The sequence below is a fragment of the Ensifer sp. genome, assembly GCF_035999135.1.
Taxonomy (GTDB): Bacteria; Pseudomonadota; Alphaproteobacteria; order Rhizobiales; family Rhizobiaceae; genus Ensifer.
This window is the reverse complement of sequence record NZ_DASYGZ010000068.1, coordinates 16,307-43,036: the sequence shown is the minus strand read 5'-3', so window position 1 is coordinate 43,036 and position 26,730 is coordinate 16,307. Positions and strand designations below refer to the sequence as shown.

The window sequence follows — 26,730 nt, the reverse complement described above, 5'->3', positions numbered from 1 at the left end:
AAAGGCAAAGACCTACGAAATCGGCACCCACTACGAAGGCGATGCCCTGAGTGGCGAGTTGACCGCCTTCTTCATCGATTTCGACCAGGAACTCTATCTGAGCCGCAACATCGTCGGCGAGGGGCTGTGGACCGATCTCGGCGCCACCAAGCACCAGGGCGTCGAAGCGGCGGCCCGCTATGATCTGGGCAGCCTCAGCAACACGCTCGACGGCCTGTCGCTCTATGCGAACTACACCTATACCGAGGCCACCTACGAAGCTGGCCCCTTCGCCGGTCGGGACCTGCCTTTCTATTCTCGCCATTTCGGCACGGTCGGCGCAAGCTACCGCTACGAGGACTGGGTGTTCAACGCCGATCTGTCGGCCCAATCGAAGCAGCGCTCGCCCGGCAATGCCGCCGAGGGTGCGCCCTACGTGGAAGACGAGGATGCGACCGGGCGTCTCGGCGACATCCCGGGATATGGAACGGTGAACCTTCGGTTGGCCTATCAGCCGGAAGACCAGGAAAATGCCCCGAAACTTGCGTTCGGCGTCAAAAACCTTCTCGACAAGGAATACTTTACACGCTCAACAGACAACAATGGTGGCAAGTTCGTCGGGCAGCCGCGGACCTTCTTCGTCAATGCGTCGGTCGCGTTCTGATCAACAGCGCTGCGCCAGTCCGGAGCAGCAAGACTACCAGGAATCGGATAAGCCAATGAGCAGCCTGACCCGCCGCGCCTTCAGCTTCGCCATCGTGACTGCGGCCTTAGCCGGGGCCCCCTTTGCCAAGGCCGAGGACGGACCGCGCACCATCGAGCATCGGCTTGGCACGACGGAACTGAGCGGCAAGCCGACAAAGGTCGTCGCTTTGGAATTCTCCTTCGTCCAGGCGCTCGACGCGCTCGGCGTTGTGCCGGCCGGCATCGCCGACGACAATCAGACGAAACGCATCGAGCAACTGCTCGGCAAGACAATCGACTATGCTTCCGTCGGCACCCGCCTCGAACCCAATCTCGAACTGATCAGCAATCTGGCGCCGGATCTGATCATCGCTGACGAAATCAGGCATTCGGCCATTTATCAGCAGCTTGGCTCCATCGCCCCAACCATCGTGCTCAACAGTTGGGAAGGGGACTACGAGACCATCAAGACTTCGGTCGTCACCATCGCCGATGCGCTTGGCGACAAGGCCCGAGGCGAACAGGCGCTCGCAGAGCATGAGGCGCGGATCGCCGCCCTCGTTGCGCATATCCCGAAGGGCGAAAAGCGGCGGATCTTGCTTGCTGTCGCCACGCCGGACTCCATGAGCCTGCATACCTCCGCCTCCTTCACCGGTTCGGTGTTCAAGGCCATGGGACTGACGCCCGCGATCGAATCGAGCGATGCCGTTGAAAGTGGCGCCGGCCTGGAGCGGCTCGTCTCGGTCGCTCCCGATATTCTGCTGGTCGCCACCGATCCGGGCGGTACCGTCCTCGACCAATGGCAGGACAACGCCGTCTGGAATGCCATCCCGGCCGTCAGGAACAAGATGGTCTTCGAGGTTGGTCGCAATCAGTTTTCCCGGTTCCGTGGCCTCAAAACTGCGGAGATGATCGCCGGTGAAGTTCTCGCCAAAGTCTATGATGCCAAATGAGCGCCGCCCGGCAATGATGGAGAAGGAATGACGGATCGTGCGCGCCATCCCGTTCTGATTGCGGCGCTTTGTCTTCTGCTCCTGGTTGGCGTGCTGATCGCCGCCGTATCGTTCGGCGCATCCGGCCTTTCGATCCGCCACGCCCTGTGGCTGCTGTTTTTTCCGGATGCTTCGCCCGAAGCCGCGCTTGTCTGGGATGTCCGCCTGCCGCGGGCCGTTCTGGCAATGCTTGTTGGCGCAAACCTCGCAATTGCCGGGGTCCTGATCCAGACGCTGACACGCAACCCGCTTGCCTCGCCGCAAACCTTTGGCATCAACGCCGGCGCCTCGCTCGCCATCGTCGCCTGTCTCATCGCCTTTCCTTCGCTCAAAGGTTCAGGCACCGTCGGGCCCGCCTTTGCCGGTGCCGCCGGGGTTGGGCTCGCTATGTGGGCGTTGTCCGTATCGCGCGTGATGAACGAATTGAAGCTCGCGCTTGCCGGCGTCTCCATTCAGCTTGTGCTGTCGGCACTCGTGCAGGCGATCCTGATCGCCAACAATGCCGCACAGGACATCGTCTACTGGCTCGCAGGTTCTCTCAGTGCAGCGCAATGGCCGAAGGTCTGGCTGATCCTGCCCTTCAGTCTGATCGGCGGCGGGCTCGCGCTTGCCGGTGCCCGTCACTTCGGCGTTCTCGCGCTCGATCAGACGACCGGCCTCTCGCTCGGGCAGAATGCCCGATACACCGGCGGCGTCGCGGCTATGCTGGTCGTCGTGCTCGCAGGATCGGCCGTAGCGGTATGCGGGCCGATCGGTTTCATCGGGTTGCTCGTTCCGCATGTCGTTCGCCGGCTTGCGGGCGGGGATATGGCGGTTGTCCTCGTGCTTTCCGCAATCGTCGGACCGCTCCTGCTCGGTACGGCCGATCTCGTCGGGCGCATCGTTGTCTTTCCGGCTGAAATGCCTGTCGGCGTGGTGACCGCGCTCATCGGGGCTCCAGCCTTTCTCGCAATCCTTTATGGCCGGAGAGCCAGATGAAGGATACGCACGAACACCATGAGGACCGGCGTGCTTTCGTGGTCGGCGGGGCCATGCTGCTTTTGCTCGGTCTGGTCTCGCTTTTCGGCATCATGATCGGTGCGGTCAACTTGAGCTTCAGCCAGGTGCTGGAAGCCTTCGGTGGCGGCAAGAATGCCTTCATCGTCACGGAGTACCGGCTACCGCGCGTTGCAATCAGCATCCTTGCAGGAGCCGCCTTCGGTCTCGCCGGGGTCTTTCTCCAGGGGGCGCTGCGCAATCCGCTCGCCTCTCCCGACGTCGTCGGTATCACGAAATGGGCGGGGCTCGGCGCCTTTTCCGCAGGGCTGTTGGCGCCTCCGGCCTGGTCTGCCTGGGCGATACCGCTTGGTGTGATGGCGGGTGCCCTTATCGGGGCTGCGGCCCTGCTTGCAATCGGTCGACGGTTCGGTGGCAGCACGACGGCGCTTGCGCTCACGGGCGTTGCTCTCGGCATGTTCGCGCAGGCGCTGATCCAGTATGCCATGGTTCTCTTCCCCAGCCGGGCCGACCAATCCATGGTCTGGCTGGCTGGCAGCGTTTATGGCAGCACCGGCGCCGATGTCGCCGCACTTTCACTCTGGCTTCTTCTCTGCCTGCCAGTGGTCGTGATTGCGGCCGGAAGGCTGGATGCCGGTGGCTTCGGCGACGACACATTGACGAGTATCGGACTTGCGCCGCCCTGGCTTCGCGGTGGCTTGATCGTCGTCTCGGTTCTTCTGACTGGCGGCGCGGTCGCAGCCGTCGGCAGCATGGGTTTCCTCGGGCTGCTCGCGCCGCATGCTGCCCGCCTATTGGTTGGGCCGCGCAGCCGGCACCTGGTTCCCGTAAGCGCTCTTCTCGGCGCGCTCGCACTGTCGATCGCCGATCTTGCCGGGCGCGTTGTTGCGCTTCCGAACGAAATCCCCGCCGGCATCGTCGCAGCCGTTATCGGTGGTCCCTACCTGGTCTTCCTGCTGTCTAAGGAAAAGAGCCGACATGATTGAACACCATCCAGCCCGGCTCTACGGCAGGAACCTCACGGTCGGCTACGGCCAGACGACGGTCCTTAAGGACGTCGACGTCACCATCCCGGACGGCCGGATCACGGCACTGATCGGCGCAAACGGCAGTGGCAAGTCGACGCTCTTGCGCACACTCGCCCGCGCGATCCGTCCTTCGGCCGGGACCGTCTATCTCGACGGTCAGTCGATTGCGGCCTTGTCCAACCGAACGATTGCAAGAACGCTGGCGCTCCTGCCGCAAAACCCGGTTTCTCCCGATGGCCTCACCGTACGCCAGCTCTGCCGCTTCGGCCGCCACCCGCACCGCCATCTTCTCTCCCGGCTCTCGGGGCACGACGAGGAGATTATCGAATGGGCACTGGCTGTCACCGATCTTCTGCCGTTGGCTAACACCAATCTGCCCCGGCTCTCCGGTGGTCAACGCCAGCGGGCATGGATCACGATGGCGCTCGTCCAGGAAACGCCAATTCTGCTCCTTGATGAGCCGACGACTTATCTCGATATGGCGCACCAGTTGGAGGTGCTCGAGGTTCTAAGGTCGCTGAACAGGGATCAAGGGCGAACGATCGTCATGGTGGTCCATGATCTCAACCACGCGGCGCTCTATGCCGACCACATCGTCTCCGTTGTCGATGGGAGCATTCATGCCGCTGGGCGGCCGGCGGAACTGCTGCGGCCCGATTTGATCAGGACGGTGTTCGGGGTCGAGTCGTTGGTCATTCCCCACCCTGTACACGGTGGTCCGCTATGCGTTCCACTCGCTCGACAAGGTGCAGGTTAGGATCGCTTAATGTATCGTCTGCAACGTCCTGATCCTGACTGGATTCTGTCATGCAATCGCATTGCATTGAATTCAGTGAAGGAGATTAGCGATGGTTTCGAATGCACTCATTCAAACGCGAATTGATCCCGACATTCGCGACCGTGCTACTGCAGTGCTGCAGAACATGGGTCTAACGGTTTCGGATGCCGTGCGAATCCTTTTGGTCCACGATGCCTAGTTTCGCGCCAAGGTGTTGCAGGCTCTTGAGGACACGCGACCCGACTGTGAGGATACCGACGCTGAGCGCGCTTCCGCAAGCGCCGGAAGGCGGCTGCGCGTAAAGCAGGAGCGGGCGATCGCGACGCTTCAAAAGCTCGATGTACATCGAGGATCCGCGCGCCGAGAATATTATCGCCATCTCCCGTCGACGTTCTCGATCACGAATCCACCCACATGCGTCGCAGATTTGCGGTCGACTTGTTGATGAGATCGAATGCTTCGGATTTGCCTTCTCTTTCGAAGATGGCGTGTCCGACCCGATCGAGATCAAAGAGGATCTCACGTTGATCGGCGCGGCGGACGAGGCTTTGGACCCATGTCACCGCAACCTCGCGCACGCCGCGCGTTACAGGCTCGACCCGGTGCAGCATTGTTGTCGGGTAGGCTATCGCGGAGCCGGCCGGCAACTTGTAGGCGGCCTCCCCGGAGTTGCTTTCCATCACCAGTTCACCGCCGTCATAGTCGTCAGGATCGGAGAGAAAGAGCGTCACCGAAACGTCCGTACGCAAATGGTCGGGGCCAATCACGGCGTTATCCATATGGGTCCCGAACTGCATGCCGGGTATGTATCGGGCAAAAAGCGGCGGCGCAAAACGGCGCGGCTGGACGCCGGCCGAGAACACCGGGTTGACTGAAAGGATCGAGATCACGATCTTTTGAGCGGCCTCGAGGGCAGGTCCTGCGCCCAGCTGTTCGTTGTTCTTGACAAGCCTCGACGCCCAGCCCGAGGTCAGCACGCCATCGACAAACACCCCGCTTGCAATGGTGTCGCGCAATTCAACCAGCGCCGCGCTGTCCAGAACGTCGCCGATGCACAGGATCATACAGGAAGCTCCAACCGCTCTCGGGGCGCCGATAAATGTTGACTCGTTTTCTCAGTTATTTTACCCGTTGATAATATTTCGGCAAGTCATGAACCAAACGACGTCGAGGGTCTCGTGCAGCGACGGACTCGCATTTGGATCGGATTGAGCACGACCCTGCTCGTCGGCGGCACGGGTCTTCATGACATGGCGAATGCCCGTCAAACAACCGAAACGGATATCGCTCCGGCGCGCGCGGACGTTCGGACGGCTTCGCCGGCGGCGGTTCTCGTCGCCCAGGCAGAAGCATCCGGCGAAGGCGGGCCGGGCGAGGGCGGTGGATCCGTGCTCGGCACGATCACCGAGTTTCGGCTTGCGAACAATGACCCCAATGCCTTCGGCTATGACGCCTCACGCCAAATATCGGCCTATGCCGATCTGGTCTCCAGAACCTATATGGCAGCACGGGATGCAGCATCGAACCTGAAGACGGCGATCGATACCCTGCGACATTCGCCGTCGGTCGCGACGCTCAAGGAGGCGAAAGCCGCCTGGCTCGCAGCACGCGCGGACTATCTGCTTAGCGAGGCTTTCCTCTTTTACGGCGGACCCGTCGACGGACCCGAGGGCCCGCTGCCGCGGCTGAACGGCTGGCCGGTGGACCCCGCCGTCATCGAAGGTCTCATTGCCGAGCCTTCTCAGGCCCTGGATTTCCGCTCGCTCGCTCGGCTCAACAAGGCGGAAGCACCGGTCAAGATCACCACCGGTCTGCACGTCCTCGAGTTCCTGCTCTGGGGGGCTGACGGCGAGGCCGCCGCTGCCGATTTCGAAGGCCCGCTCGGCTCTCGCCGCGGCGAATATGCGGCATCGGTCGCCAGGCTTCTCAGCAATGATCTCGGCCTTCTCGCGGCGGCGTGGTCGCCGGGCAACAACAATTATCGCGCGTCGCTCAACTCCATGGACAAGCGCAACGCTATGGGGCGTGCGTTCAACGGCATGGCGGTGCTAGTCGGCTACGAACTGCCGCTTCGCCGCATCGGCGCCGGGTTGTTTCCGGCAAACCGCAATTTCCAACCGTCGCCGTTCAGCGGGACGTCGGAGCTCGACAACCGCACCTCCTTTGAAGGGGCGAGGCTTGTCTATTTCGAAAGCGGGCTGGACCGTCTCGTCGACGCAACCGATGCGGCGTTAGCAAAGAAACTCACCGACGGCTTCGAGCGGGCAGAGACCGCATTGGCAGCTATGGACGCGCCCTATCAGCGATTCTTGACGCCCGCGCCGAGGAGTGCCGAGCGGGCGACGGCCGAAGCGGCTGCGCGTTCCCTGACCGATCTTGCCGCCGATCTTCGCCAGGCCGCGAACCGGCTCGGCGTGCTCGTCGTCATCCCTGGAATGTAGCTCCTGGCGGTTTCGCCATCGGCTTCCCGAAACACGGAAATCATCAGCGTACAATCAACAGGAGGAGATCGATGTTTGCTCGCAGTCTCATAGCGCTCAGCGCTATCGCTATGACCGGAACGGCCTTGGCCCAGGAGAGCACGCCGCTTGTTGATTTCACGACCGACAAGGCGAACGATTTCCGCGGGCTTGCCTATGGCGCCGACGGCAAAATCTACGTCTCCGGACATCGCGGCGACGTCGAGAAGGAAACGGCCGTTGTCGTCGGGCGGTTCAACGCCGATGGCGCGCCTGACCTAAGCTTCGGAGAGGATGGTTTCGCCGAAATCGATATTGCGTCCGGAAAGGTCGAACAATCGCTCGCCGTCGCACCGCTCGCCAATGGCGACGTCGTGGCAGCAGTCAATGCGTCCGAGGACGGCAAGGGCAGCTCGGTCTATCTCGTTCGTTTCGATTCCAAGGGCGCATCCAAAGCCGGATGGGGCGGCGACACCGGCGCCGTAGAGGTCGTGTTCGGCTGGCCAAACGCCAAGAACGACAGCTTTCCGGGTGTCGAGTCGCCGCCCGCGGATACCGCTTGGGATCTCAAGGTCGACAATTCGAACGGCGACGAGAAGCTTGTTGTCGCGGGTCACGGTTCGGCGCCGGACGGATCGGGGCGAACCGATGCGGATCGATACATCGTCCGGCTGCTTGCGGCGGACGGCAGCCCCGATCCATCGTTCAATGGCGGAAAACCGTTCACCTATCATTCGGCCCAGTCCTTTGCAGAAGGCGGACGACGGGTCACGCTTGAGCCCGATGGTGCGCTTGTCAGTGCCGGCTACACCAACCTGGGTGACACGCTCAGAAACCACGTCATCCTGATCCGACTAAAGCCCGATGGCACGCCCGATCCCGACTTCGGCGGCTTCGTCAGCCCGCAGTCGTCGGCCGATGCGGTAGGTCTGAAGCCGACACCGGGCGTTGCGGTGTTCAACCCCTTCGTCGGCGACGGCGGTTTTGCCGAGTGCTACGCTGCGGTGAAACTCTCAGACGGAAGCTATGTCACCACCGGCTATGGCGGCGCGACCGGTGAAGGTGTTGCCTCGAAACTTGGCTTCAAGACGACGGAGGGGCCCGATATCGTTTCGTTCCGGGTGTCCGGCAAGGTGCTCGATACCAATTGGGGTAACGGCGGCCTGCAGGCGATCCAGAGCGAGGGCGCAGGCAAGCCGTCCGTCGAGGATCGGGGGCGAATGCTCGTCCCGTTGCCGGGCGATCGCACGATGCATGTCGGGTATTTCGGCGGTATCCCCGCAGTGGTTGTTCTTGACGCCTCAGGCAAACCCGACACTTCGATCGGGAAAGACGGCATCATCGAACTCCCGAACCAGAAACTGTCGGCCCAGTTCTTTGGTGCCGCGGTCGCGCCGGACGGCAAGCATGTTGCGCTCACGACCAACAACAACAAAGGCGGAGCGCGCCTCGTCGTGCTTGAGATCAAAGGCTGACGCTTCGGGCCGGTTATCATGGGCGCGCCGGATGTGCGACGATGCTTGCGGTCGTCGCACATCGCCCGCTTTGTCCGTGAGTTGGCGGGCTTTCGGACTACATTTTCGATAATCGATGGAGGCTGCCATGCGCTGTGCAACCTGCTTTGCCTTTGCCGTAATCTTCGCGATGCTTTTTGGCGTCGCCGCGAATGCGTCCGTGTCTGTCGACTTTGTCCATCCCGAAAAGTTCCGGGATCCCGATTTCCGCAGCTTGAGCGAGCGCAATCGCCTGATCTCCGAGTTTCGCGGCTATTTCGAGAAACTCGCGGCGCGCTACTTGAAGAAGGGGCAGGCGCTGAAGATCGACGTTCTGGATGTGAGACTTGCTGGCCAGTACGAACCGTGGCGCCCCTATTTCGATGACGTGCGCATTCTTCGCGATTCGACCCCGCCGAGGATCAAGCTGCGGTACAAGCTCACGGAAGGGGGAAGGGTTCTGGCGCAGGGCGAAGAGGTGGTCAGTGACCTGAACTATCTCTGGAACTCGTCAGGCCGTTCCGCGATGGAGAGCCACCCTTATGAAAAGGAAATGCTGCGCGACTGGTTCCGCAAGCGTTTCGTCAAGCTTCAGCCTGCAACACGCTGATAACGGCAATGCGCGAGCGTTGATGCTCACGAGCGATCCTCACTCGATAAATCTTGACTATTTTACGAAGGTTATCTTGACGCGGGCGGATAGTGTGGCGAAAACGTGTCCGCGCTGCTGAGGCTGAATGACCTGTGCGGCGAGCTCAGACCATCGCCGGCAGCCTCGTGGGACATGACGATCGACCTTTCCGAACTAGCGACGCTCTATGTCGATGAGCATCAGCGCATGCGGCGAATGCTGATACGTCGCGGCATGAGCGCGGAAACGGCGTCCGACGCGGTGCAGGACGCCTTTCTGCGGCTTCTGGCCGCGAAACTCGCGGGGATCCGAGACCTCAGAAGCTACCTGCGCCGCAGCGTCAGCAACGCCGCAGTGGACATCGTCCGCGCCGAGCGACGCGCGGGCGAGACCATTGGCGTCGACGAGCTCGAGCAGGAAAAGTTGCGCGATCCCGCACCCCTGGCAGACGCCACGCTTGTGATGCGCGAGCAGATTGAGGCGTTGTCCAGGGCGATCGAGATGCTGCCACCAAGGAGCCGCGAAGTTCTCTTCCTTCACAAGTTCGAGGGTCTGAGCTACCAGGAGACCGCAGAGAGGCTCGGCATAGCGAAGAATACGGTCATGGTGCATATGGTAAAGGCGCTCGGACTTTTGCGGTCGCGTTTGCGGGCTGGCGATGAAGCTACAATCTGAAATACCGAACTGTCGACATTGCCCTGACGTCACCGGTTGCACAGATCCTGAAATCAGGTGTGATCATGGCCGGTGAACGGGATGAAAGCCTCGACGAAGAGGCGCTTGAATGGTTCGTCGTCATGCGCGATGACGAGATCACCGAAGAGGTTCGCTCCTCGTTCGAGCAGTGGCGAAATCGTTCAGAAGCCCATGAGCGCGCCTATCGTGATGCTGAACGTCTGTGGTCTGATCTCGATCTTCTTGCGCCGCACACTGTCGTGCCAGGCGGGGGGCGGGGCGGCGTGGCGCTTGGGCGTCGCAAGCGTATGTCTGTCCGCAGGGTCGCTGCCGCCGTTCCACTCTTGATCGCCGTCGCCTGGCTGGTGCTTCCGCAGCATCCGTTCGCTGATTACAGGACGGGGATCGGCGCGCGCGCGACCATTTCGCTTCCGGATGGCTCGGCTGTCGAGCTCGGGCCAGACAGCGCAATGGACCTCGACTTCGACGACCGGTCGAGGCGGGTCGTGTTGCTGGGCGGCGAGGCTTATTTCACAGTGGCGAAGGATGCCTCTCGCGCCTTTGAGGTTCGCGCCGGTGAAGGCGAGATCCGGGTGCTGGGAACGGAGTTCAACGTCGATATCCAAGAGGACGTCAGCGTTGCCGTGGCCCACAATTCGGTCGAGGTGACCGCCGATGGTGGCGCCGTCAGGATCGGGACAGGCGATATGGTGCGCTACGGAGCGTCTGGCTTGAGCGCGCCAATGCCGGCCGACATCGAAGCGATCCAGGCCTGGCGGCGCGACCGACTTGTCTATCGCGATGTGCAGCTCTCCGAAATCATCAAGGATCTGAAGCGTTACAAGCGCGGGCGGATAGAGATTGCCGGCGCCAATCTCGCGCAGGAACGATTGACCGCGGTCTTCGATGCGCGCGATCCCGACGAAGTGATCGCAAAGATCGCAGACGGTCTCGGGCTGCGCGTCTACACCATTCCAGGCGTGCTGACGGTCCTTGCGCGCCAGTAATTTTTTCGTCGCGCCGACTAATTGTTTTCCCACCCAGCTCCGTCTTTAGCTTCGGTGCCCCAAGCGGCGCCCGCTCGCCGAGCGCTCTGGAAGCCGATTTGGAGTTCGAAATGTATCTAAGGGGAATTGCGGCGGTGCTGCTTGCAAGCACTGTCCTCATGTCGTCACCGGTCGCCTCGCAGCAGGCGAGCGGCAGTGAGATTGTCCTTCATCAGACAGACATCCCCTCGCAGGCTTTGGCGTCTGCACTCATCACGTTTTCGCGCCAGACCGGCATTGAAGTGCTTGTCCGTTCCGAACACGCGTCGGGCAAGACCTCGAAGGCCGTTCGTGGCGAGATGACCGGCGATGCGGCCCTTCAACTTCTGCTTCAAGGCACCGACCTCGGGTTCCTCAGAACCGGCAACGACAGCGTCAGGATTGTTCCTGCAGGTGACGGTGGGATCCAAACCGGGGCGATCGAGCCAGACGGAGCGACGCGCCTGCAGCCGATCATCGCAACCGGCGCAGGCGAAACGGCAGGAGGACCTTTCAAAGGCTATGTCGCGCACCGAAGTGCGACGGCAACCAAGACCGATACACCGTTGATCGAGACGCCGCAGGCCGTCTCTGTCGTCGGCCGGGATCAGATGAACGCCCAGGGTGCGCAAACCGTCTCGGAAGCGCTTCGGTATTCCGCGGGTGTCCTGACCGGCACGGCCGGCGCACAGACGCGCTACGACAGCGTCTTCGTGCGCGGCTTCGGCGGTTTTGCGAGCCTTGCAAGCTATGCGGACTATCTCGACGGCCTGAAGATCGTCCGCGACGGGCGCATCTCGACACAGGTCGATCCCTACCTTCTTGAGCGGGTGGAGGCGTTCAAGGGACCCTCATCGGTGCTGTTCGGCCAGGCAAACCCCGGTGGCTTCATCAACATGGTGTCGAAACGGCCGACGGACGAACCGTTCCGGGAAGTGGAGTTGCAGTTCGGTCAGCACAAAAAAATCCAGGCCGGCTTCGATTTCAGCGGTCCGCTCGATGACGAGGGAGCGCTCAAGTATCGCCTGACCGGGCTTGGCCGATACGCGGAGACCTGGATCGATTTCAGCACGGACGAACGCCTTGCGATCGCGCCTTCGATCCAATGGACACCGGACGACGCCACCTCGCTGACGCTCCACGGCAGCTATCACAACGACCCCTCGCAGTTCAATTTCGTGACGCTTGAGACCCTCGGCACCCTGTTGCCGGGTAAGCCGAAGGTTCCGTCGAGTTTCTATGACGGCGACAAGGACTGGTCTGAATTCTCGAGAAAGCAGGCGCATGTCGGCTACGAATTCGAGCACGAATTCGATTCCGGTATCCAGATCCGTCAGAACGTGCGTTATCAGAAGTTCAGCGCTACCACGCGCGAGATCAGTGTGTGGGGCTTCAACGACTACAGCGATCCTCAGAGCACGCTCCTGGACCGGGCGGCGATGATCATGTTCCATGATTGGACCGGCCTGTCGACCGACACCCAACTGCAGGCCTCGCTCGACACCGGACCGATCGAACACACGTTGCTCTTAGGCTTCGACTACCGGCGGCTGTCGGCGGACCGCAGCTGGAGCCGCTACGATACGGGCGTGCCGCCGATCGACTATCTGAACCCGGACAATTCTCAGCCGATCGCCGATCCGGCACTCGCGATCGCCACGGATCTCGTGGACGCCCAGAAGGGGGTCTACGTCCAGGACCAGATGAGCTGGCAGGATTGGCACCTGATGATCGGTGCGCGCTATGACTGGGCACGCGAGAATTCGCTTCGAACGGACCTTGATACGGGCGAGGGCGAACGCTCGGTCACCAACGCCGACGCGCCGTCATGGCGCGTAGGGCTGGTCAAGGTGTTCGACAATGGTCTGGCGCCCTATGTCAGCTATTCGACGTCGTTCGAGCCAGCCTATGGCGAGGATTGGAAGGGTCGTCCGTTCAAGCCGACCGAGGGCCAGCAATATGAAGTCGGCGTGAAGTATCAGCCCCCGGAGATCGACGCATCGATCACCATCTCGGCGTTCCAATTGACAAAGCAGAATGTCACGACCACCGACCCCGATCCGACGCACCTTTGCGACGGCACCCCGGACTGCTCGGCGCAGACCGGCGAAATCCGAAGCCGCGGACTTGAGATCGAGGCGCAGGCAAGCCTCGACAACGGCTGGGATATAGCCGCCGCGGCGAACTACTGGGACGTTGAGAAGACCCGCGACGAGGACGGCTTCCTCGGCAAGCGACCGAACGCCGTGCCCGAGCACTCGGCCTCCCTTTGGCTGAACCATACGTTCCTCGGCGGCCGACTTGAGGGCCTGGCCGTTGGCGCCGGCGTTCGCTACGTCGGATCGACCTTCGCCGACAACGCCAACACGCTGAAGGTACCGGCCTACACGCTTGTCGATGCGGCCGTTTCTTACGATTTCGGCGAGACGAAACCGGAGTTGGTGGGCCTCAAGGCATCCCTCAATGTGCACAACCTCTTCGACGAGGACTATGTGGCATCGTGCGACGAGGGTTGGTGCCAGTATGGCGAGCGGCGCACCGTGTTCGGGACATTGCGCTACACATGGTGAAACATCGCCGTCCGATTGCGCCGCCCGCAGCTGCCCGCCACGACGTGCGGCATGAGACCCATGGCCGCCATCGTTTAGACCCCTACCAATGGCTGCGCGCTACCAACTGGCGCGATGTCGTTGCCGGAAACGGCGCCCTCGATGAAAAGATCCGCGCGCATCTTGCAGATGAAAACCGTTATGCAAGTGAGCTTCTCGGCGAAGCAGCGTCGAGCGAGCGGGAGCTTTTCGCCGCCATGGTCGCGCGCACGGCATCATACATGTCGGCTCCAGCCAAGCGGCGCGGAAGCTGGCTTTATGAGGAGGCGTACGACCCGGGCGCCGAGCACGCCCGGCACACCCGGCGTTCCGGTGACGACGTGCAATTGCTGCTCGACGAGCCGCTGCGCGCCAGAGGCCACGCCTATTATGCGTCCGTCGGCGCGAAGCCGAGCGATGACGGCGCTTATTATGCCTGGGCTGAAGACACATCCGGAGACGAGCGTTACACGATCCATATCGAGCGCATCGGCGCGGGTGCAAGCCGGCCGCCGATCGCAAATACCACGGGCCGGTTCGTGCTTTCGCCCTGCGCGAACTGGGTCTTCTATGTCACGCGCAACGATGATGGCCATCCGGACCGGGTGTGGATGGCTGCTCTCGACGGGACCGAACGGCGGCTCGTCTATGCGGAAAGCGATGCCGCCTTCTTCCTCGGGGTCACGAGGACAGCCTCGCGGTCCTTCATCGCGATCAACATCTTCAACGATGCCTGTAGCGAGGTCTGGCTTGTCGATGGCACGGATCCGACCGCTCCGCCCACATGCGTCGAGCCCCGCCGGGCGGGCGTGTTTTACGAGGTGGAGGATTGGGCTGGTTCACTGCTTGTCCGAACGAACCTTGAGCGCTCCGATTTCCGGCTGATGCAGGGCAGGTTGGGCGAAGGTGCTGCCGGCTGGCGTGAGTTTCTTGGCGACGGCCAGACGACCGCGGTGGAAGATTTCAGGCCCTATGGCGCGAACCTGGCCATTCTGGAAAAGCATGGGATGAAGTATCGCCTGCTCGTCATCGGGCAGGACAGGATTGGCGTCTCCGTTGTCTCGTTACCGGCGGGAGCGGCAGTGAGCCTGGAGCATGACGTCGAGCCGGGTGCGACGACAATCGCGTTTCGGTGCTGGTCACATGTCCTGCCACAGACGTTGATGGCCCACGATCCGCAGACTGGGGCAACCGAGACACTGTGGCAACGCGAAGCGCCAAACTTCGACGACAAACTCTATGAGACGCTGGAGTTGGAGGCTGCAGCCCCCGATGGTGTTCTCGTACCCATCAGCCTGTTGCGTCGCCTTGACCTGCCACGTGACGGCAAGGTCCTCCTCTACGGCTACGGCGCCTACGGGCATTCGGTTGGCCCCTGGTTCGATCCTTGTGAGCTCGCGCTTGTCGACCGCGGGTGGACCTATGCGATCGCCCATGTACGCGGAGGTGGCGAGAAGGGACACCAGTGGCACGAACAGGGAAGGGGGGCGTTCAAGCAGAACTCCTTCGACGATTTCGCGGCCGCAGCCCGCAAGCTGCTCGAGGCGGGAATTGCTACGCCCGGACGCATCGTCGCCCATGGGATATCGGCCGGCGGCCTTCTGGTCGCGGCAACCCTGGAGCAGAACCCCGATCTCTTCGGCGCAGTGATTTCAGAGGTACCGTTCGTCGATGTGCTCAACAGCCAGCTCGACTATTCACTGCCTTTGACCAGACCGGAGCGGGCGGAATGGGGAGATCCGAAACACAACGTCGAAGACTACGATCTGATTGCGCGCTACAGCCCCTATGAGCTCGTCGACGGCAAGGCCTATCCGCCGGTGCTTGCAACCGCGAGCGTGCGGGATGCGCGGGTTCCCTATTGGGAAGCGGCCAAGTGGATCGCGCGCCTTCGTCATGCGGCGCCCGCTCGGGGACCTTTCCTCATCGAAACACGGCTTGATATTGGCGGGCACGGCGGTGTCGCTGGTCGTTATGCCGAACTCGCCAAGGCCGCCCGGCTCTATGCGTTCGCAGAATGGGCGATAGACGAATGAGAACGGTTGTCCTTTTCTTAACCGCGCTCCTCTTCTTTCCTGCCAAGGCGGCGCAAGCTGAAGCACGGATGCTTGTGGACGCCTATCAACGCGAGGTGCGCCTTGACCGTAATCCGGTGCGGGTCGTCCTTGGGGACAGCATCGATCTCCTGTCTCTGTCGCTCGTGCACGAACGCCCTTTAGAAAGCCTTGTCGGCTGGGGGGGCCGGCGCCGTCTCGATGCGGGGTTCGCAGACGCGATCCGCCAAGACCATCCGGAGATCGATGCCATCGCCGATCTTGGCGATCCGAACGCGAGCGGTTTCCAGGTCGAGAGAGCGTTGACGCTCGATCCGGATGTGGCGATTTTCAGCGGTGGTTTTTCGCCCGACGATATCGCTGTCAGGCAGCTCGAGGCGGCGGGCGTTCCGGTCGTCTTCATCACGGGGCCGGAGGAAGCGATGCCAGCGGGCACCGATATCAAGGCGGCGATATCAATCCTTGGAACGCTATTCGAACGGCAGGCTGGCGCCGGTGCGTTTCTGGCTTTCTACGACGAACGCGTTCGGCGTCTCGAAACGCTGGTATCGGGTGTGCGGGACCGTCCGAAGGTTCTGGTCGAAGCGCATGCCAATTCAGCCGACTGCTGCTGGACGCCTGGCAGCAGCGCGAACTACATCGAGCGCGCAGGCGGGGACAATGTTGCGCGTTCGCTGGTTCCCGGGGCAACGGGCCAGGTCAGCCTGGATTTCCTGCTACAGACCAGTCCGGATGTCATCGTCGCCACCGGAAGCGGGACGGTCGGCGTCGGCGACGGGCTGGCGATCGGGCCCGGTGTGGATCTTCGTACATCGCAGGCGTCGCTGAGTGCGCTTTCCAGACGCCGAGGTTTCGACAGCGTCGCCGACAATGGCCGGCGCTACCATGGCATCTGGCATCAGCTTCTGGCCACGCCCTACAGCCTCGTTGCGCTCGAAGCGATGGCGGTCTGGTTCCATCCGGACTTTCGCTTAACGATCGACCCGGAGCTGACGCTGGCAGAAATCAACGACCGCTTCGCAGCACTACCGCTCCCCGGTACCGTCCTGGTGTCATTGCCTTGAGGAGGGTGCGGCATTAGCCGTGCCGTTTCATCGATGCCGGCGCCAGGTCCTTTACCGCGATCTGCAGGGCGCCATGCCAGAGCCCGACCGAAGCATCGACCCCGTAGACATCCGCAAGCAGCTGTTGCGAGATAATGTCGCCCGGCCTGCCCTCAGCGACGAGCGAGCCGCCGCAGATCACCGCCATATGGTCGGACCAGCGCGCCGCAAGCGCAAGATCGTGCAGCACGACCACGACGGCGTGGCCGGCCTCGGCGAGCGATCGCATGATCCGCATCACCGCGACCTGATGATGCAGGTCGAGTGCGCTGGTCGGCTCATCAAAGAGGAAGGCCTTGGGCTCCCGCACCATCGCCTGGGCGAACGCAACCATCTGGCGCTGACCGCCCGATAGTCTCGAAATCGGTTCGAAGGCAAGATCCGCTATGCCCGCGCGCGCAAGCGCCTCGGCCGCGTGCGTGATCGCTTCTCGCGACCCGGCGGAGCGACGGGAAATCGCATAGGCCGCGGTGACGGAATCGATCGCGGTCATCGCGACATTCGCTGGCAGCGCTTGCGGCATGTAGTTGACGAGCCTCGCCCGTTCCTCGAAATCGAGCGACGAAAGCAGCGTCTGCCCGATGCGCAGTTCACCGGTCGATGGCACCAGGCCAGCGATCGCTCGAAGCAGCGTCGATTTGCCGGCGCCATTCGGCCCGACAAGTGCGGAGATTGCCCCTGCCTTGAAGGGAAGAAACGTCTGTTTGCGAATGATCTGGCGCGACCGATAGCCAACGGTCACGTTTTCGAGCATGAGGTCGGCGTCGATCATCGGCTCGACCTCAAGATCAGCGTGAAGAACACCGGCAGGCCGACGAGCGAGGTGACGATGCCGATCGGAAGCACGACACCTGGAACGACCGATTTGGCGAGCAGCGCCGAAGCCGACATGATGATCGCGCCGACGAGTGCTGCCCCGGGTAGAAAGTAGCGGTGGTCCTCGCCGATCAGCAGGCGGGCGACATGGGGGCCAACCAGCCCGACAAAACCTATCGAACCGACGACCGATACGGTGGCCGCAGCAAGCAGGCTGGCACGAAACAGTGCCCAGAACCGAAGTCGCTGCACGTTGACACCAAAGCTCTGGGCGCGATCTTCGCCGAACCTGAGCGCAGTCAGTGCCCGTGACGCCATGAACGAGAAGGGCAGTGTCACGCAAAGAAGCAGCGCAAGCAGCACTGTCCGCGTGCCGTCCGTCGCCGTCAGGCTGCCCATGCTCCAGAATACGAACCGCTGCAGCGCCTGTTCGCTTGCGACATATTCCAGCATCCCGGTCATCGCATTGAACGTGAAGATCAGGCCGATGCCGACGAGGACCAATGTGTCGGTGGACCGCCCGCGAAAGCGGGCGATCGCTTGTACGATCAGCACCGATGCAAGCGCGAAAACGAAGGCGTTGGCCGGCACGATCCATCCGATGGAAACGAACGGGATCGTCAGGCCTGCCACGATCGCCACGGCGGCGCCGAACGAGGCAGCCGCGGAGATACCAAAGGTGAAAGGGTCGGCAAGAGGATTGTCGAGCACCGTCTGCATTTCGACGCCGCCGACCGCGAGTGCCGCGCCAACGAGCGCGGCCGTTGCCGCCTGTGGCAACCTTACGTCCTGGACGACCACAAGGATCCGCTTGTCGAGCGAGGATGGTTCGAACACCGCTGTGAAGACGTCGGCCAAGCCCAGCTGAAACGGGCCAGTCAGAACGTCCGCGATCGCCGTTGCGACGCAAAGAACGGCCAGGGCGAACACGATTAAAAGACGGATCGCGAGCTGACGGCGTTGCCTTTCGGCAATCGCGTCGATGACGCTCGTTTCCATATGTTCTCTCCCGCTAATCCTTTGAATCTTATTATCTTAAGTGCCGCATTCACCTTTGCAAGACAAGACGTTTTCGCCCTGGTTTTGGGCTTCCTTAGCGGTGTCGCATCGCGCGGGTCTTGGAAACCGCGGCGAGACCGTTGCAGCTGCCCGTAGATGCGCTCAAGCGCGGCGGTAACGCGGTGTTACGCCGTAGGTCTTCTTGAAGGCGGTTGTGAAATTGGCAGTGCTCGTATAGCCGGCAATGAACGCTGCTTGTGCGATCGTCGTGCCTTGCCGCTCCAGCGCGTCGCGCGCCTGTTCAAGTCGGGTACGCCGGATGAAATCGAACACGGTGATGCCGAAATGTTCCTTGAAGTGGCGTTGCACCGAACTGACGCTCGCACCGGTTTCACGCGCGATCGTATCGATGCTGAGCGGCTCCGAGAGGTGTTCGAGCACGTAGTCGCGCACGCGCTCGCTTTGGCGCAACGTGCTGATTGCGGGCTTTGAGGGCAGTTTTCCGGCGTCTTCCACCAGCGCGCCGCAGGCCAGACACATGAGTTCCATGGCCCGCGCCTTTTGAAACAGGATGCGCATTTCAGGCGTCATGGCGAAGGGCGGCTCGATGATCTCCTCGGCCAGCTGGATCGCGTGCTTTTGCAGCCGCCAGACGAAATGGTTGAGGTGGCCCGAGACGAACGAATTGAGTTCGGGAGAACGGGCCTCCTTCTCGATGCGCAGGTCCTCCATCCATCGCAAAGGCGCCGAAATCATCACCTTGCGCAGTGGGTTTCCGGCCTTCGGCACTGGCGTCAGCACGCTGCGGCGCGTGCGGCACATGATCAGTGCGATCGGTTGGCAGGCGGGACCGGTGCCCGCTTTCATGTCGAAAAGCATATCGTCGATGTAGAATTGCTGCTCGCCATAAAGGAACACGAAGAGCTGGAACCGTGGGGAAAGATCACGAATGTGAGGCACCGGCGCGGTTGCCGGCTGGTCGCTGGTTGTCGTCGTGGCGACATCGATCTGCCGCGGAAAATAATCGACCGCGACAAGCCTTCGTTCCTTCATGATGGTGTCCCCGAACCCCTTTCCGTCTTCCTTCCGTGGAAGAAGCGAACCCGTCAACGCGCTGCCTTTTTCGCAAAACTTTTTGCCGTTTTGGAAAAGCTGCTCGCCGTCGACAGTCCCCCAGACTTAGATATATATGACTACATTAGTCAAGTTTAAAAGGGTCGCATCCGACCCTGCGGCGGGGGCCGCATAAACGTCGAGGCAGATTGAATGCAGCATATCCTTTCCAGTCATGGACGGGCGGCAAAGACGCGCGTCTACACTTCCGGCAATCGGGCGGTTCTCGTCGCGCTCCTTGCGACAGCGAGCACCTTGACCCTCTCTGAGGCAACGGCGCAAAACGCCGCCTCGACGGAAGGCGCGACGCAGCTCGAAAAGATCACGGCGCACGGGGAAAAAGGGGACGGTCCGGTCGATGGCTACGTCGCCAAGCAGAGCCGGGCGGGGACGAAGACGGACACTCCAATCGCCAAGACGCCTCAGTCCATTTCGGTCGTGCCGCGTGAGCAGATGGAGGACCAGGCGGTGCGTTCGGTCGCCGAAGCGTTGCGCTACAGCGCAGGCGTCTTCACCGAATATCGCGGCGATTCCAACCTGCATGACGAAACCTTCCTGCGCGGCTATTTCTACGTGCCGCGTTACCTCAATGGGCTTGCCTATGGCACGGGCTCCCTTGGCCAAATCGACCCCTATCTGCTTGAACGGGTCGAGGTGATCCGCGGACCGTCGTCGGTGCTCTACGGCCAGGCGAACCCCGGCGGCATCATCAACCTGGTCTCCAAGAAGCCGACGATCGAACCCTTGAGAGAAGTCGAGATTGGCTTTGGCACGAACGGACAGCTTTTCACCGGTTTCGATTTCAGCGGCGCCGTCCCCGGTAACGAGGCGTTTTCCTACCGACTGACCGGTGCCGGTTCGAAGGCCGACACCCAGGAGAACTACCTGGAGAAGGAGCGCGTGGCGATCGCACCGTCGCTCACCTGGGCGCCCGATGCCGGCACCTCACTCACCGTGAGCGCGATCCACCAGAACGATCCGAAGGCCGGCTACCGCAATTTCATGGAAAAGGCGGGCACGATCGATCCAACGCCCTACGGCCACATCCCGAAGGAATTCCTGGTCAGCGATCCGGACTATGACATCACCAAGCGTCGGCAGGCCTCGATCGGCTACGAGTTTGAGCACGAATTGAACGACACCTTCACCTTCCGCCAGAACGCCCGCTACACCCGGATCGACACGGACTATCGCACGCTGATCTGGAACGCATTGCAAGCGGACGGCAAGACCATCACACGCATGGCAAGCGGCGGCATCGAAGACCTCGGGCAGTTCGTCATCGACAACCAGTTGCAGGCCGAATTCGACACGGGTGCTGCATCGCACACGGCGCTCATCGGCCTCGACTACCAGCATGCCAACCGGGACTATCGCTGGGGTTACAACTTCAGCGGCGTTCCTTCCATCGACTGGACAAACCCTGAGTACGGCAACCTGCCGCCGATCGCGCTCAACACCACCTCCGATACCGACACGACTGCCAGGCAGCTTGGCATCTACGCGCAGGAGCAGGTCGAAATCGGCAAGCTGAACTTGCTTCTCGGCGGCCGCTACGACTGGGCGTCGACCGACATCTCGAACAATATTTCCTCGAGCGAGACGGCCTACGACGACGAGAGGTTCACCTGGCGCACCGGTGCGATATACAACTTCGACAACGGCATCGCACCCTATGTCAGCTACAGCACGTCGTTTGAGCCGACCTTGCAGACATCGGCGACCGGCGCGCTGTTCGATCCGACGACGGCACAGCAGTTCGAAATCGGCGTGAAATACGCGCCCGAGGATGCCGATTATCAGGTGATCGCCTCCTACTACGACCTGACACAGCAAAACGCGATAACCTATGCCGACGTCCCGCCCTATGACGCACGACAGACGGGTGAGATCCGCTCACGCGGTTTCGAGCTCGAAGGCCATGCGCGGGTGACGGAGAGCCTTTCGCTTGTCGCGGCCTACAGCCACATCGACCAGGAGGTTACCGAATCCTCCGCAAGCGCCGAAATCGGCAAGGCGCCGGCGCGCGTTCCAAAGGACCAGGCGTCGCTTTGGGTGAAATATGACGTTCAGCACGGTGCCGCTGAAGGCCTCGGGCTTGGTGCCGGTGTGCGCTATATCGGCGAAAGCCAGGGCGATGCCGTCAACAGCTACCAGGTGCCCGATGTCGTGCTTTTCGATGCCTCGCTCAGCTACGATTTCGGCGCCATCAATCCCGACTACAAGGGTACCAAGCTGCAGGTGAACGCCATGAACCTCTTCGACAAGGATTATGTCGCTTCCTGCGCTTCGCGCTGGGCGTGCTTCTACGGCACCGGCCGGTCTGTCACAGCGAGCCTGAAAGTCTCATGGTAAGACGCATTTTTCTGACGCTCGTCATGGTCGCGATGCACTTTCCGACGCAGGCGTTTTCGGAACCTCGCCTGAGGGGCGGAGAAGCTGAAATAATTGCCATCGAAGAGCCGGGACAAACCCGGCTTTTCGCCATTGATGCAAACGAAGGCGACTATATTAAAGGAACTTTCAATGTCACCCGCGGCCGTATTCGGGTCGAACTCGTCGATGCCGTCGGCAACCCTCTTCGTCGCCTTGTTGAGCGTGCCGAGGGCGAGAGCGAATTCCAGTTCGTCGTCGGCTCACAAGACGAGCGTCTGCAAATCACGGCGGAAACAGCGACCGAAGCCCGGGTGTTGATCGTCAATCGGGTCGAAGTCGGCGAGCAGAAGGTCCCCAAAAGCCAGCCTGTCAGCCCGCGTATGCTCAAGCTGATGGCCGCGGTCGAACAGGGCGATACGACTGAAGCATTCTGGAACGAGATATCAGCGACCGGTACGCCCCTCGTCGAGCAGGCGGCAGACGGCCAAACCCTCGTGACGTTCCTCGGGCGAGGCGCGATGAAGAACATTCGCATGTTCGGAGCGCCATCCGGAGACCACGAGAACCTGGAACGGCTTGCCGAAACGGACGTCTGGTTCAAGACCTTTTCCGTGCCAGCCGACACGCGCCTTTCCTACCAGCTGGCGTTCGATGTGCCGGATTTGCCCGGAAGCGACCGCGATCGCCGTGTCGCGATTTTGGCAACTGCCGCCGCCGACCCGCTGAACCGGAAACTGTGGCCTGCAGAGGCGCCCGACCGCTTCAATCAGGACTCGATCCTTGAATTGCCCGGTGCCCCGGAACAACCCTTCGTGGTCGATCGCGGTCATCAAAGGGGCGCGATGTCCAACTTTCGCCTTGCCGCGAAAAAGCTCGGCAACGAACGGGATATCACGATCTACACGCCGCCCGCCTACGACCCAGGAAATGCGGACAATCTCCTGCTCTTCGTCTTCGACGCTCGGGAGTATCTCTCAAAAGTTCCGCTGCCGCTGATCCTCGACAACATGATTGCCGAAAAGCGTATTCCGCCTGTTGTCGCGGTTTTCGTCGCCAACCCGGACCGGCGGGCACGCGGTCGCGAACTGGCCGGTAATGCCGCCTTCGCCGATTTCATGGCGAAAGAATTGCTGCCGGAAGTCGTCCGCCGGACCGACATCATCCAAACGCCGGGACGTACCATTCTCGCCGGGTCGAGCTATGGCGGCCTTGCCGCGGCAACGGTCGCCCTTCGCCATCCCGAGGCATTCGGCAACGTGCTGAGCCTGTCGGGTTCTTTCTGGTGGAGCCCGCCCGGTACCGACGCCGACAAGGCCGAACACGTGGCCTGGGAGGTCGCGACCGGACCACAGAGAGAAATCCGCTTCTTTCTCACGGCAGGACTTTTCGAGACGAAAGGCTCGCATACGGTCGGCGGAATTCTCGAAACCAACCGGCATCTGCGCGACGTCCTTACGGCCAAGAATTACAACGTGACGCTCAAGGAGTACGCAGGCGGTCACGACTATCTTGTCTGGCGCGGTGCCTTTTCCGACGGGCTGGAAATCCTGTTCGGGCACTAGATGCGCGCGGCAAGCCCGGCTTGAAACATCCGGAAAAATATGACAATTGGAGTCAACTTACTGATCTGTGGTGACGGCGTCAGCGTCAGTGCATTCCCTGCCGGTGACGGCATCCGGCGCCTGAAGAGGAAGAGCTGATCGAAAAATGGGCTTCTGGCATTCAATGTCCTGGAGAACCGACGGCATCCGGGTCACCGCACCAGTACAATGGCGTCAGTATGATGGCATGGTCAGCGTTCTCTGGGAGGCGGAAAGCCAGGCCGGTGCCAGCGGCTACTACCTCGCGGACGATCCGCGCATCATGTTCTTCTTCAACGACGTCTCGCCGAATGTCCGCATCTCGAACCTCAACAACGATCTGACAAGGAATTCGCGCCCCATGGCGCGCGCCGTATATGTTCCGGCCGGTATTCCCTTGTGGACTGGGAGCCGAAGGGCACACAGCTTCTCCCACCTCAATCTGCATCTCCATAAGGATCGGGTGTTACGCTATCTGGCACCGTCGGTCGGGAGTTCGGTCGCGCAGTCGGCGTTGCGCCGCCCGGTCGAGCTTCAAAACGTGGCGGCAATCGACGCGCTGGCGAAACTGCTGGCCGACGAGATCAGGAGCCCCTCCAAGCATGAAGTCTATGCCGAGAGCCTGATAGGAAGCATCGTCGCCGGGCTTCTGGATATTCCTGCCTATCGTGAGGAAAGGGCCGACGGCAGGCTAACACAGGCCCAGATGAACCGGCTCATCTCGCATGCCGACGCGCTTGGCGATTATCGCATGTCTGTCTCCGACATGGCTGACGTCGTTGGGCTATCGGAAAGCTGGTTTGCCAATGTCTTCAAGCAAACGACTGGCACCACGCCTTGGCAGTGGCAGCTCTCGAAGCGTGTCGAGCTCTCGAAGCAGTTGCTCGGTGAAAGTGATCTTCCCGTTGCCAGCATCGCCGCCCAACTCGGCTTTTCCGATCAGGCGCACCTCACGAAAGTCTTCCGCCAGATCGTTGGCGAAACGCCGGCGGCTTGGCGGCGGATGCGGCAACTCCGGCAACCGTGAGGATCCCGCCCGGTTTATCGCGGGCGGGATGATGCGTTCCTACCAGGTCTGGCGCAGCGTCGCGAGAATGCTGCGACCCGGATTGTAGTACACCGCGCCGGTATCCTTGCTCGCCACGTGTTTCTCGTCGAACACATTGTTGACGTTCAGCTGGAATGTCGTGTTTTCCTGGACCTTGTAGGTGAAGGCGGCGTCGAACACGACTGCGCTGTCCGAAGACGTGGTGTTGGTGATGTTGGTGTAATAGGCGTCCGTGTAGCGAGCTCCGAGCCCGAACATCATGTCGCCCCGTGCGCCTTCGCCTTCCAGCGTGTAGGTGCCCCACACCGAGGCGATGTTCTTGGGAACACGCATCAGCCGGTTGCCGTCATTCACACCGCCAGGTTCTTCAATCTTGGAATCGATGTAGCTATAGGCGGCAATCACGCTGATATTGTCCGTCACCTCCGCCTTGGCTTCGAGTTCGAAACCGCGATGTCGGACCTTGTCGACCGTTTGCGGCAGATAGGTCACCTGGTCGAAGACGGTGATGTTACCCTTCGTCAGGTCGTAGACGGATGCGGTGAACAACGCCGGAAATGCGTCCGGGCGATACTTGATGCCGACCTCATACTGCTTTCCCGTCGTCGGATCGCTGCCGACAGCAGGCGGTGCCGCCGACTCGGCGTAGCTGATATAGGGAGCCAGTTCCTCGGTGATCTTGTAGCTCGCACCAACGCGTGTTGTGAATTCGCTGTGGTTGCCACTCCGTGTGGTTCCTGCAAGAAGGTTTGTCTCGCTCAGATCCAGCCAATCGTTGCGCAGACCGACGCTGACCGTCAGCTTGTCAAAGAAGGTCAGGTCCTGCTGAAGATAGATGGCGTTGGTCTGCTGGTCGTTGTTGGTTTTGGCATAGGGGGACATCGCGCCTGGACCACCCGAATAAACAGGGTTTTCCCAATCGATAGACGGTGCGGCCGTATAGAAATTGGCGCTGTCGGCCGAGTATTTGTTGTAGTCGGCGCCGAACAAAGTGCGACTCTCGACATTGTCGAAACCCGCCTCGTACATGAGGTGTGCGTCGATGACGAATTGTTCGGTCGATTTGTCGTTTCCAAAGAAATAGCGGCCGGCCACGGTCGACCCGTTGGTCGGTGTACTGCCAATATAGGCGCTGCCGAACCCGTCCTTCAGGTTGCTGTAGCGCGCATTGGAGCTGAAGCTGAGGCCATTGCCGAAATCGTGGTCGAAGAGGACACTATAGGTGTTGCGGTTGGTTTCGGTGAAATAATAGTCCGGCTCACCGAAAAACGTGTCCCTGTCGAAATCGGTACCGAGCGGATGGCCGCCGCTGCCAGGCACGCCATCCTTGTCGAGATGATCGAAGACAAATGTCAGACTTGTCGTGTCGGTGGGACGCCATGTCAGGCCGCCCATGAGGAAGTTCTCGTCATCCTGGGAATAGTCGTATTCGGCATCCGAGCGCTGGAATTTTCCGGTCAATCGATAGGATAAGGTGTCATCCTCGGTGAAGTTGTCGCCGAAATCGAAGCCCAGTTCCTTGTGCGCGAACGATCCGCCCGTGCCGTAAACCTCACCGAAACGATCGTTTTTCGGCGTCTTCGTGACATAGTTGACCGATCCGCCCGGCTCCGCCGCTCCAAAGCTCGAGGAACTTGCACCCTTCAACACCTCGATGCGCTCGAACGCGTAGGGTTCTTCCCGAACACCGGCAAAAGTCCTGCCGATGGCCAGGCCGTCGCGATAGGTGTACGGCGTGAAACCGCGAATGTCGAAATAATCAAACCGGTCGTCAGAACCATAAAAGTCGGTCACCACACCGGCTGTGTACTGGACGACCTGCTCGACCGTGTCGGCGCCGCGCTCTTCAATTTCCTTGGACGTAATGACGGAAACCGAAGCGGGCGCGACAAGGATGTCGGTCGGCATCTTGCCGATGCCGGTCGTTTCCGTGGCAACGATCGATTTCGAATCGTCATCGGTGTTCAGAACGCTGCCGCCGCGTGTTCCTTCGGCAACAATCTTCTCCAGCGTCGTTGCTCCGCCTTGCGTGTCTGCCTCCTGTGCAAACGACAGGGCAGGTGCCAAAGCAAAGAGTGTCGTGCAACCGAGGAGAAGCGCGTTGCGGTAACGGATCGGCGCCCGCTTCGAGCTGCGGCTTATCTGAATATCCATGTCCATTTTCCAGTTGACGTAAACGCTGAAGCGATTTGCCTCATGAATGCCGTTGGAGGTCGCCGAACCGCATCGCGTCTTCCCGTCCGGTCGGCATCGAAGCGGCGCCGGACGTCCCCGTCTTGAAGTCGTTGTCCCACATTGCCGCTATTAACTGGA

Annotated in this window: 21 protein-coding genes and 1 pseudogene; 17 read left to right on the top strand and 5 right to left on the bottom strand. The window is 61.3% G+C overall.

The window, feature by feature from the left end:
* The 6 genes and pseudogenes from VGO12_RS07790 to VGO12_RS07765 form a co-directional block, all read left to right on the top strand.
* Nucleotides 1-643, top strand: a 643-nt coding sequence (locus VGO12_RS07790; protein WP_327512154.1) for a TonB-dependent receptor domain-containing protein, incomplete at its 5' end; no start/stop codon positions are given.
* Between the two features lie 55 nt (nt 644-698).
* Nucleotides 699-1,616: an ABC transporter substrate-binding protein gene (locus VGO12_RS07785; RefSeq protein WP_327512153.1), complete on the top strand. Its 918-nt coding sequence runs from the start codon at nt 699-701 to the stop codon at nt 1,614-1,616.
* Between the two features lie 27 nt (nt 1,617-1,643).
* On the top strand, nt 1,644-2,633 hold the full coding sequence (locus tag VGO12_RS07780; RefSeq protein ID WP_327512152.1) for an iron ABC transporter permease: 990 nt from the start codon (nt 1,644-1,646) through the stop codon (nt 2,631-2,633).
* Nucleotides 2,630-3,637: an iron ABC transporter permease gene (locus VGO12_RS07775; RefSeq protein ID WP_327512151.1), complete on the top strand. Its 1,008-nt coding sequence runs from the start codon at nt 2,630-2,632 to the stop codon at nt 3,635-3,637. Before VGO12_RS07780 ends, VGO12_RS07775 begins: the two co-directional genes overlap by 4 nt.
* Nucleotides 3,630-4,436 (top strand): ABC transporter ATP-binding protein, encoded by an 807-nt coding sequence (locus VGO12_RS07770; protein ID WP_327512150.1) that lies wholly within the window; start codon nt 3,630-3,632, stop codon nt 4,434-4,436. Before VGO12_RS07775 ends, VGO12_RS07770 begins: the two co-directional genes overlap by 8 nt.
* A gap of 91 nt (nt 4,437-4,527) precedes the next feature.
* Nucleotides 4,528-4,778, top strand: a pseudogene (locus VGO12_RS07765) (type II toxin-antitoxin system RelB/DinJ family antitoxin); the annotation flags it as partial.
* Between the two features lie 77 nt (nt 4,779-4,855).
* On the opposite strand, the gene VGO12_RS07760 reads toward VGO12_RS07765, so the two are convergent.
* Nucleotides 4,856-5,521 carry a Fe2+-dependent dioxygenase gene (locus VGO12_RS07760; protein WP_327512149.1) on the bottom strand — a complete coding sequence of 222 codons (666 nt, stop codon included), beginning with the start codon at nt 5,519-5,521 and terminating at the stop codon, nt 4,856-4,858.
* A gap of 144 nt (nt 5,522-5,665) precedes the next feature.
* Here VGO12_RS07760 and VGO12_RS07755 point away from each other — a divergent pair, with 144 nt between their 5' ends.
* The 8 genes from VGO12_RS07755 (at nt 5,666) to VGO12_RS07720 (ending at nt 16,446) form a co-directional block, all read left to right on the top strand.
* Nucleotides 5,666-6,898, top strand: coding sequence for an imelysin family protein (locus VGO12_RS07755; RefSeq protein WP_327512148.1), 1,233 nt, complete (start codon nt 5,666-5,668; stop codon nt 6,896-6,898).
* A gap of 71 nt (nt 6,899-6,969) precedes the next feature.
* The gene (locus VGO12_RS07750; protein ID WP_327512147.1) at nt 6,970-8,391 is read left to right on the top strand and encodes a hypothetical protein; all 1,422 of its coding nucleotides are present in this window, start codon (nt 6,970-6,972) and stop codon (nt 8,389-8,391) included.
* 127 nt (nt 8,392-8,518) lie between these two features.
* Nucleotides 8,519-9,019: a DUF3016 domain-containing protein gene (locus VGO12_RS07745; RefSeq protein ID WP_327512146.1), complete on the top strand. Its 501-nt coding sequence runs from the start codon at nt 8,519-8,521 to the stop codon at nt 9,017-9,019.
* Nucleotides 9,020-9,193: 174 nt separating this feature from the next.
* A complete protein-coding gene (locus VGO12_RS07740; protein WP_327512145.1) occupies nt 9,194-9,715 on the top strand; it encodes an RNA polymerase sigma factor in 522 nt (173 codons plus the stop codon).
* A 65-nt stretch (nt 9,716-9,780) separates the two neighbouring features.
* A complete protein-coding gene (locus VGO12_RS07735; RefSeq protein WP_327512144.1) occupies nt 9,781-10,722 on the top strand; it encodes a FecR family protein in 942 nt (313 codons plus the stop codon).
* A gap of 110 nt (nt 10,723-10,832) precedes the next feature.
* Nucleotides 10,833-13,310 carry a TonB-dependent siderophore receptor gene (locus VGO12_RS07730; protein ID WP_327512143.1) on the top strand — a complete coding sequence of 826 codons (2,478 nt, stop codon included), beginning with the start codon at nt 10,833-10,835 and terminating at the stop codon, nt 13,308-13,310.
* Nucleotides 13,304-15,364 (top strand): alpha/beta fold hydrolase, encoded by a 2,061-nt coding sequence (locus VGO12_RS07725; RefSeq protein WP_327512142.1) that lies wholly within the window; start codon nt 13,304-13,306, stop codon nt 15,362-15,364. The genes VGO12_RS07730 and VGO12_RS07725 overlap by 7 nt, the downstream gene beginning before the upstream one ends.
* Nucleotides 15,365-15,432: 68 nt before the next feature.
* Nucleotides 15,433-16,446: an ABC transporter substrate-binding protein gene (locus VGO12_RS07720; protein ID WP_327512141.1), complete on the top strand. Its 1,014-nt coding sequence runs from the start codon at nt 15,433-15,435 to the stop codon at nt 16,444-16,446.
* A gap of 13 nt (nt 16,447-16,459) precedes the next feature.
* Here the strand turns inward: VGO12_RS07720 and VGO12_RS07715 are convergent, their stop codons facing one another.
* The 3 genes from VGO12_RS07715 to VGO12_RS07705 form a co-directional block, all read right to left on the bottom strand.
* A complete protein-coding gene (locus VGO12_RS07715) occupies nt 16,460-17,257 on the bottom strand; it encodes an ABC transporter ATP-binding protein (protein WP_327512140.1) in 798 nt (265 codons plus the stop codon).
* Complete coding sequence (locus VGO12_RS07710; protein WP_327512139.1) at nt 17,254-18,300, bottom strand: iron ABC transporter permease; 1,047 nt, start codon at nt 18,298-18,300, stop codon at nt 17,254-17,256. Before VGO12_RS07710 ends, VGO12_RS07715 begins: the two co-directional genes overlap by 4 nt.
* 162 nt (nt 18,301-18,462) lie before the next feature.
* Nucleotides 18,463-19,353, bottom strand: a complete 891-nt coding sequence (locus VGO12_RS07705; protein ID WP_327512138.1) for an AraC family transcriptional regulator — start codon at nt 19,351-19,353, stop codon at nt 18,463-18,465.
* 213 nt (nt 19,354-19,566) lie between these two features.
* Between VGO12_RS07705 and VGO12_RS07700 the strand changes: the two genes are divergently transcribed.
* The 3 genes from VGO12_RS07700 (at nt 19,567) to VGO12_RS07690 (ending at nt 24,396) form a co-directional block, all read left to right on the top strand.
* On the top strand, nt 19,567-21,768 hold the full coding sequence (locus tag VGO12_RS07700; RefSeq protein ID WP_327512137.1) for a TonB-dependent siderophore receptor: 2,202 nt from the start codon (nt 19,567-19,569) through the stop codon (nt 21,766-21,768).
* Complete coding sequence (locus VGO12_RS07695; protein ID WP_327512135.1) at nt 21,762-23,351, top strand: alpha/beta hydrolase-fold protein; 1,590 nt, start codon at nt 21,762-21,764, stop codon at nt 23,349-23,351. The genes VGO12_RS07700 and VGO12_RS07695 overlap by 7 nt, the downstream gene beginning before the upstream one ends.
* 145 nt (nt 23,352-23,496) lie before the next feature.
* The gene (locus VGO12_RS07690; protein ID WP_327512134.1) at nt 23,497-24,396 is read left to right on the top strand and encodes an AraC family transcriptional regulator; all 900 of its coding nucleotides are present in this window, start codon (nt 23,497-23,499) and stop codon (nt 24,394-24,396) included.
* Between the two features lie 39 nt (nt 24,397-24,435).
* Here the strand turns inward: VGO12_RS07690 and VGO12_RS07685 are convergent, their stop codons facing one another.
* On the bottom strand, nt 24,436-26,577 hold the full coding sequence (locus tag VGO12_RS07685; RefSeq protein ID WP_327512133.1) for a TonB-dependent siderophore receptor: 2,142 nt from the start codon (nt 26,575-26,577) through the stop codon (nt 24,436-24,438).
* Nucleotides 26,578-26,730: the final 153 nt, after the last annotated feature.

What these genes read in the sequence shown, in the direction of transcription:
- VGO12_RS07785 (WP_327512153.1), top strand. Translation starts at nt 699, where the DNA reads ATGAGCAGCCTGACCCGCCGCGCCTTCAGCTTCGCCATCGTGACTGCG.
- VGO12_RS07780 (WP_327512152.1), top strand. Translation starts at nt 1,644, where the DNA reads ATGACGGATCGTGCGCGCCATCCCGTTCTGATTGCGGCGCTTTGTCTT.
- VGO12_RS07775 (WP_327512151.1), top strand. Translation starts at nt 2,630, where the DNA reads ATGAAGGATACGCACGAACACCATGAGGACCGGCGTGCTTTCGTGGTC.
- VGO12_RS07770 (WP_327512150.1), top strand. Translation starts at nt 3,630, where the DNA reads ATGATTGAACACCATCCAGCCCGGCTCTACGGCAGGAACCTCACGGTC.
- VGO12_RS07760 (WP_327512149.1), bottom strand. Translation starts at nt 5,521, where the DNA reads ATGATCCTGTGCATCGGCGACGTTCTGGACAGCGCGGCGCTGGTTGAA.
- VGO12_RS07750 (WP_327512147.1), top strand. Translation starts at nt 6,970, where the DNA reads ATGTTTGCTCGCAGTCTCATAGCGCTCAGCGCTATCGCTATGACCGGA.
- VGO12_RS07745 (WP_327512146.1), top strand. Translation starts at nt 8,519, where the DNA reads ATGCGCTGTGCAACCTGCTTTGCCTTTGCCGTAATCTTCGCGATGCTT.
- VGO12_RS07740 (WP_327512145.1), top strand. Translation starts at nt 9,194, where the DNA reads ATGACGATCGACCTTTCCGAACTAGCGACGCTCTATGTCGATGAGCAT.
- VGO12_RS07735 (WP_327512144.1), top strand. Translation starts at nt 9,781, where the DNA reads ATGGCCGGTGAACGGGATGAAAGCCTCGACGAAGAGGCGCTTGAATGG.
- VGO12_RS07730 (WP_327512143.1), top strand. Translation starts at nt 10,833, where the DNA reads ATGTATCTAAGGGGAATTGCGGCGGTGCTGCTTGCAAGCACTGTCCTC.
- VGO12_RS07725 (WP_327512142.1), top strand. Translation starts at nt 13,304, where the DNA reads ATGGTGAAACATCGCCGTCCGATTGCGCCGCCCGCAGCTGCCCGCCAC.
- VGO12_RS07720 (WP_327512141.1), top strand. Translation starts at nt 15,433, where the DNA reads ATGCTTGTGGACGCCTATCAACGCGAGGTGCGCCTTGACCGTAATCCG.
- VGO12_RS07715 (WP_327512140.1), bottom strand. Translation starts at nt 17,257, where the DNA reads ATGATCGACGCCGACCTCATGCTCGAAAACGTGACCGTTGGCTATCGG.
- VGO12_RS07710 (WP_327512139.1), bottom strand. Translation starts at nt 18,300, where the DNA reads ATGGAAACGAGCGTCATCGACGCGATTGCCGAAAGGCAACGCCGTCAG.
- VGO12_RS07705 (WP_327512138.1), bottom strand. Translation starts at nt 19,353, where the DNA reads ATGAAGGAACGAAGGCTTGTCGCGGTCGATTATTTTCCGCGGCAGATC.
- VGO12_RS07700 (WP_327512137.1), top strand. Translation starts at nt 19,567, where the DNA reads ATGCAGCATATCCTTTCCAGTCATGGACGGGCGGCAAAGACGCGCGTC.
- VGO12_RS07695 (WP_327512135.1), top strand. Translation starts at nt 21,762, where the DNA reads ATGGTAAGACGCATTTTTCTGACGCTCGTCATGGTCGCGATGCACTTT.
- VGO12_RS07690 (WP_327512134.1), top strand. Translation starts at nt 23,497, where the DNA reads ATGGGCTTCTGGCATTCAATGTCCTGGAGAACCGACGGCATCCGGGTC.
- VGO12_RS07685 (WP_327512133.1), bottom strand. Translation starts at nt 26,577, where the DNA reads ATGGACATGGATATTCAGATAAGCCGCAGCTCGAAGCGGGCGCCGATC.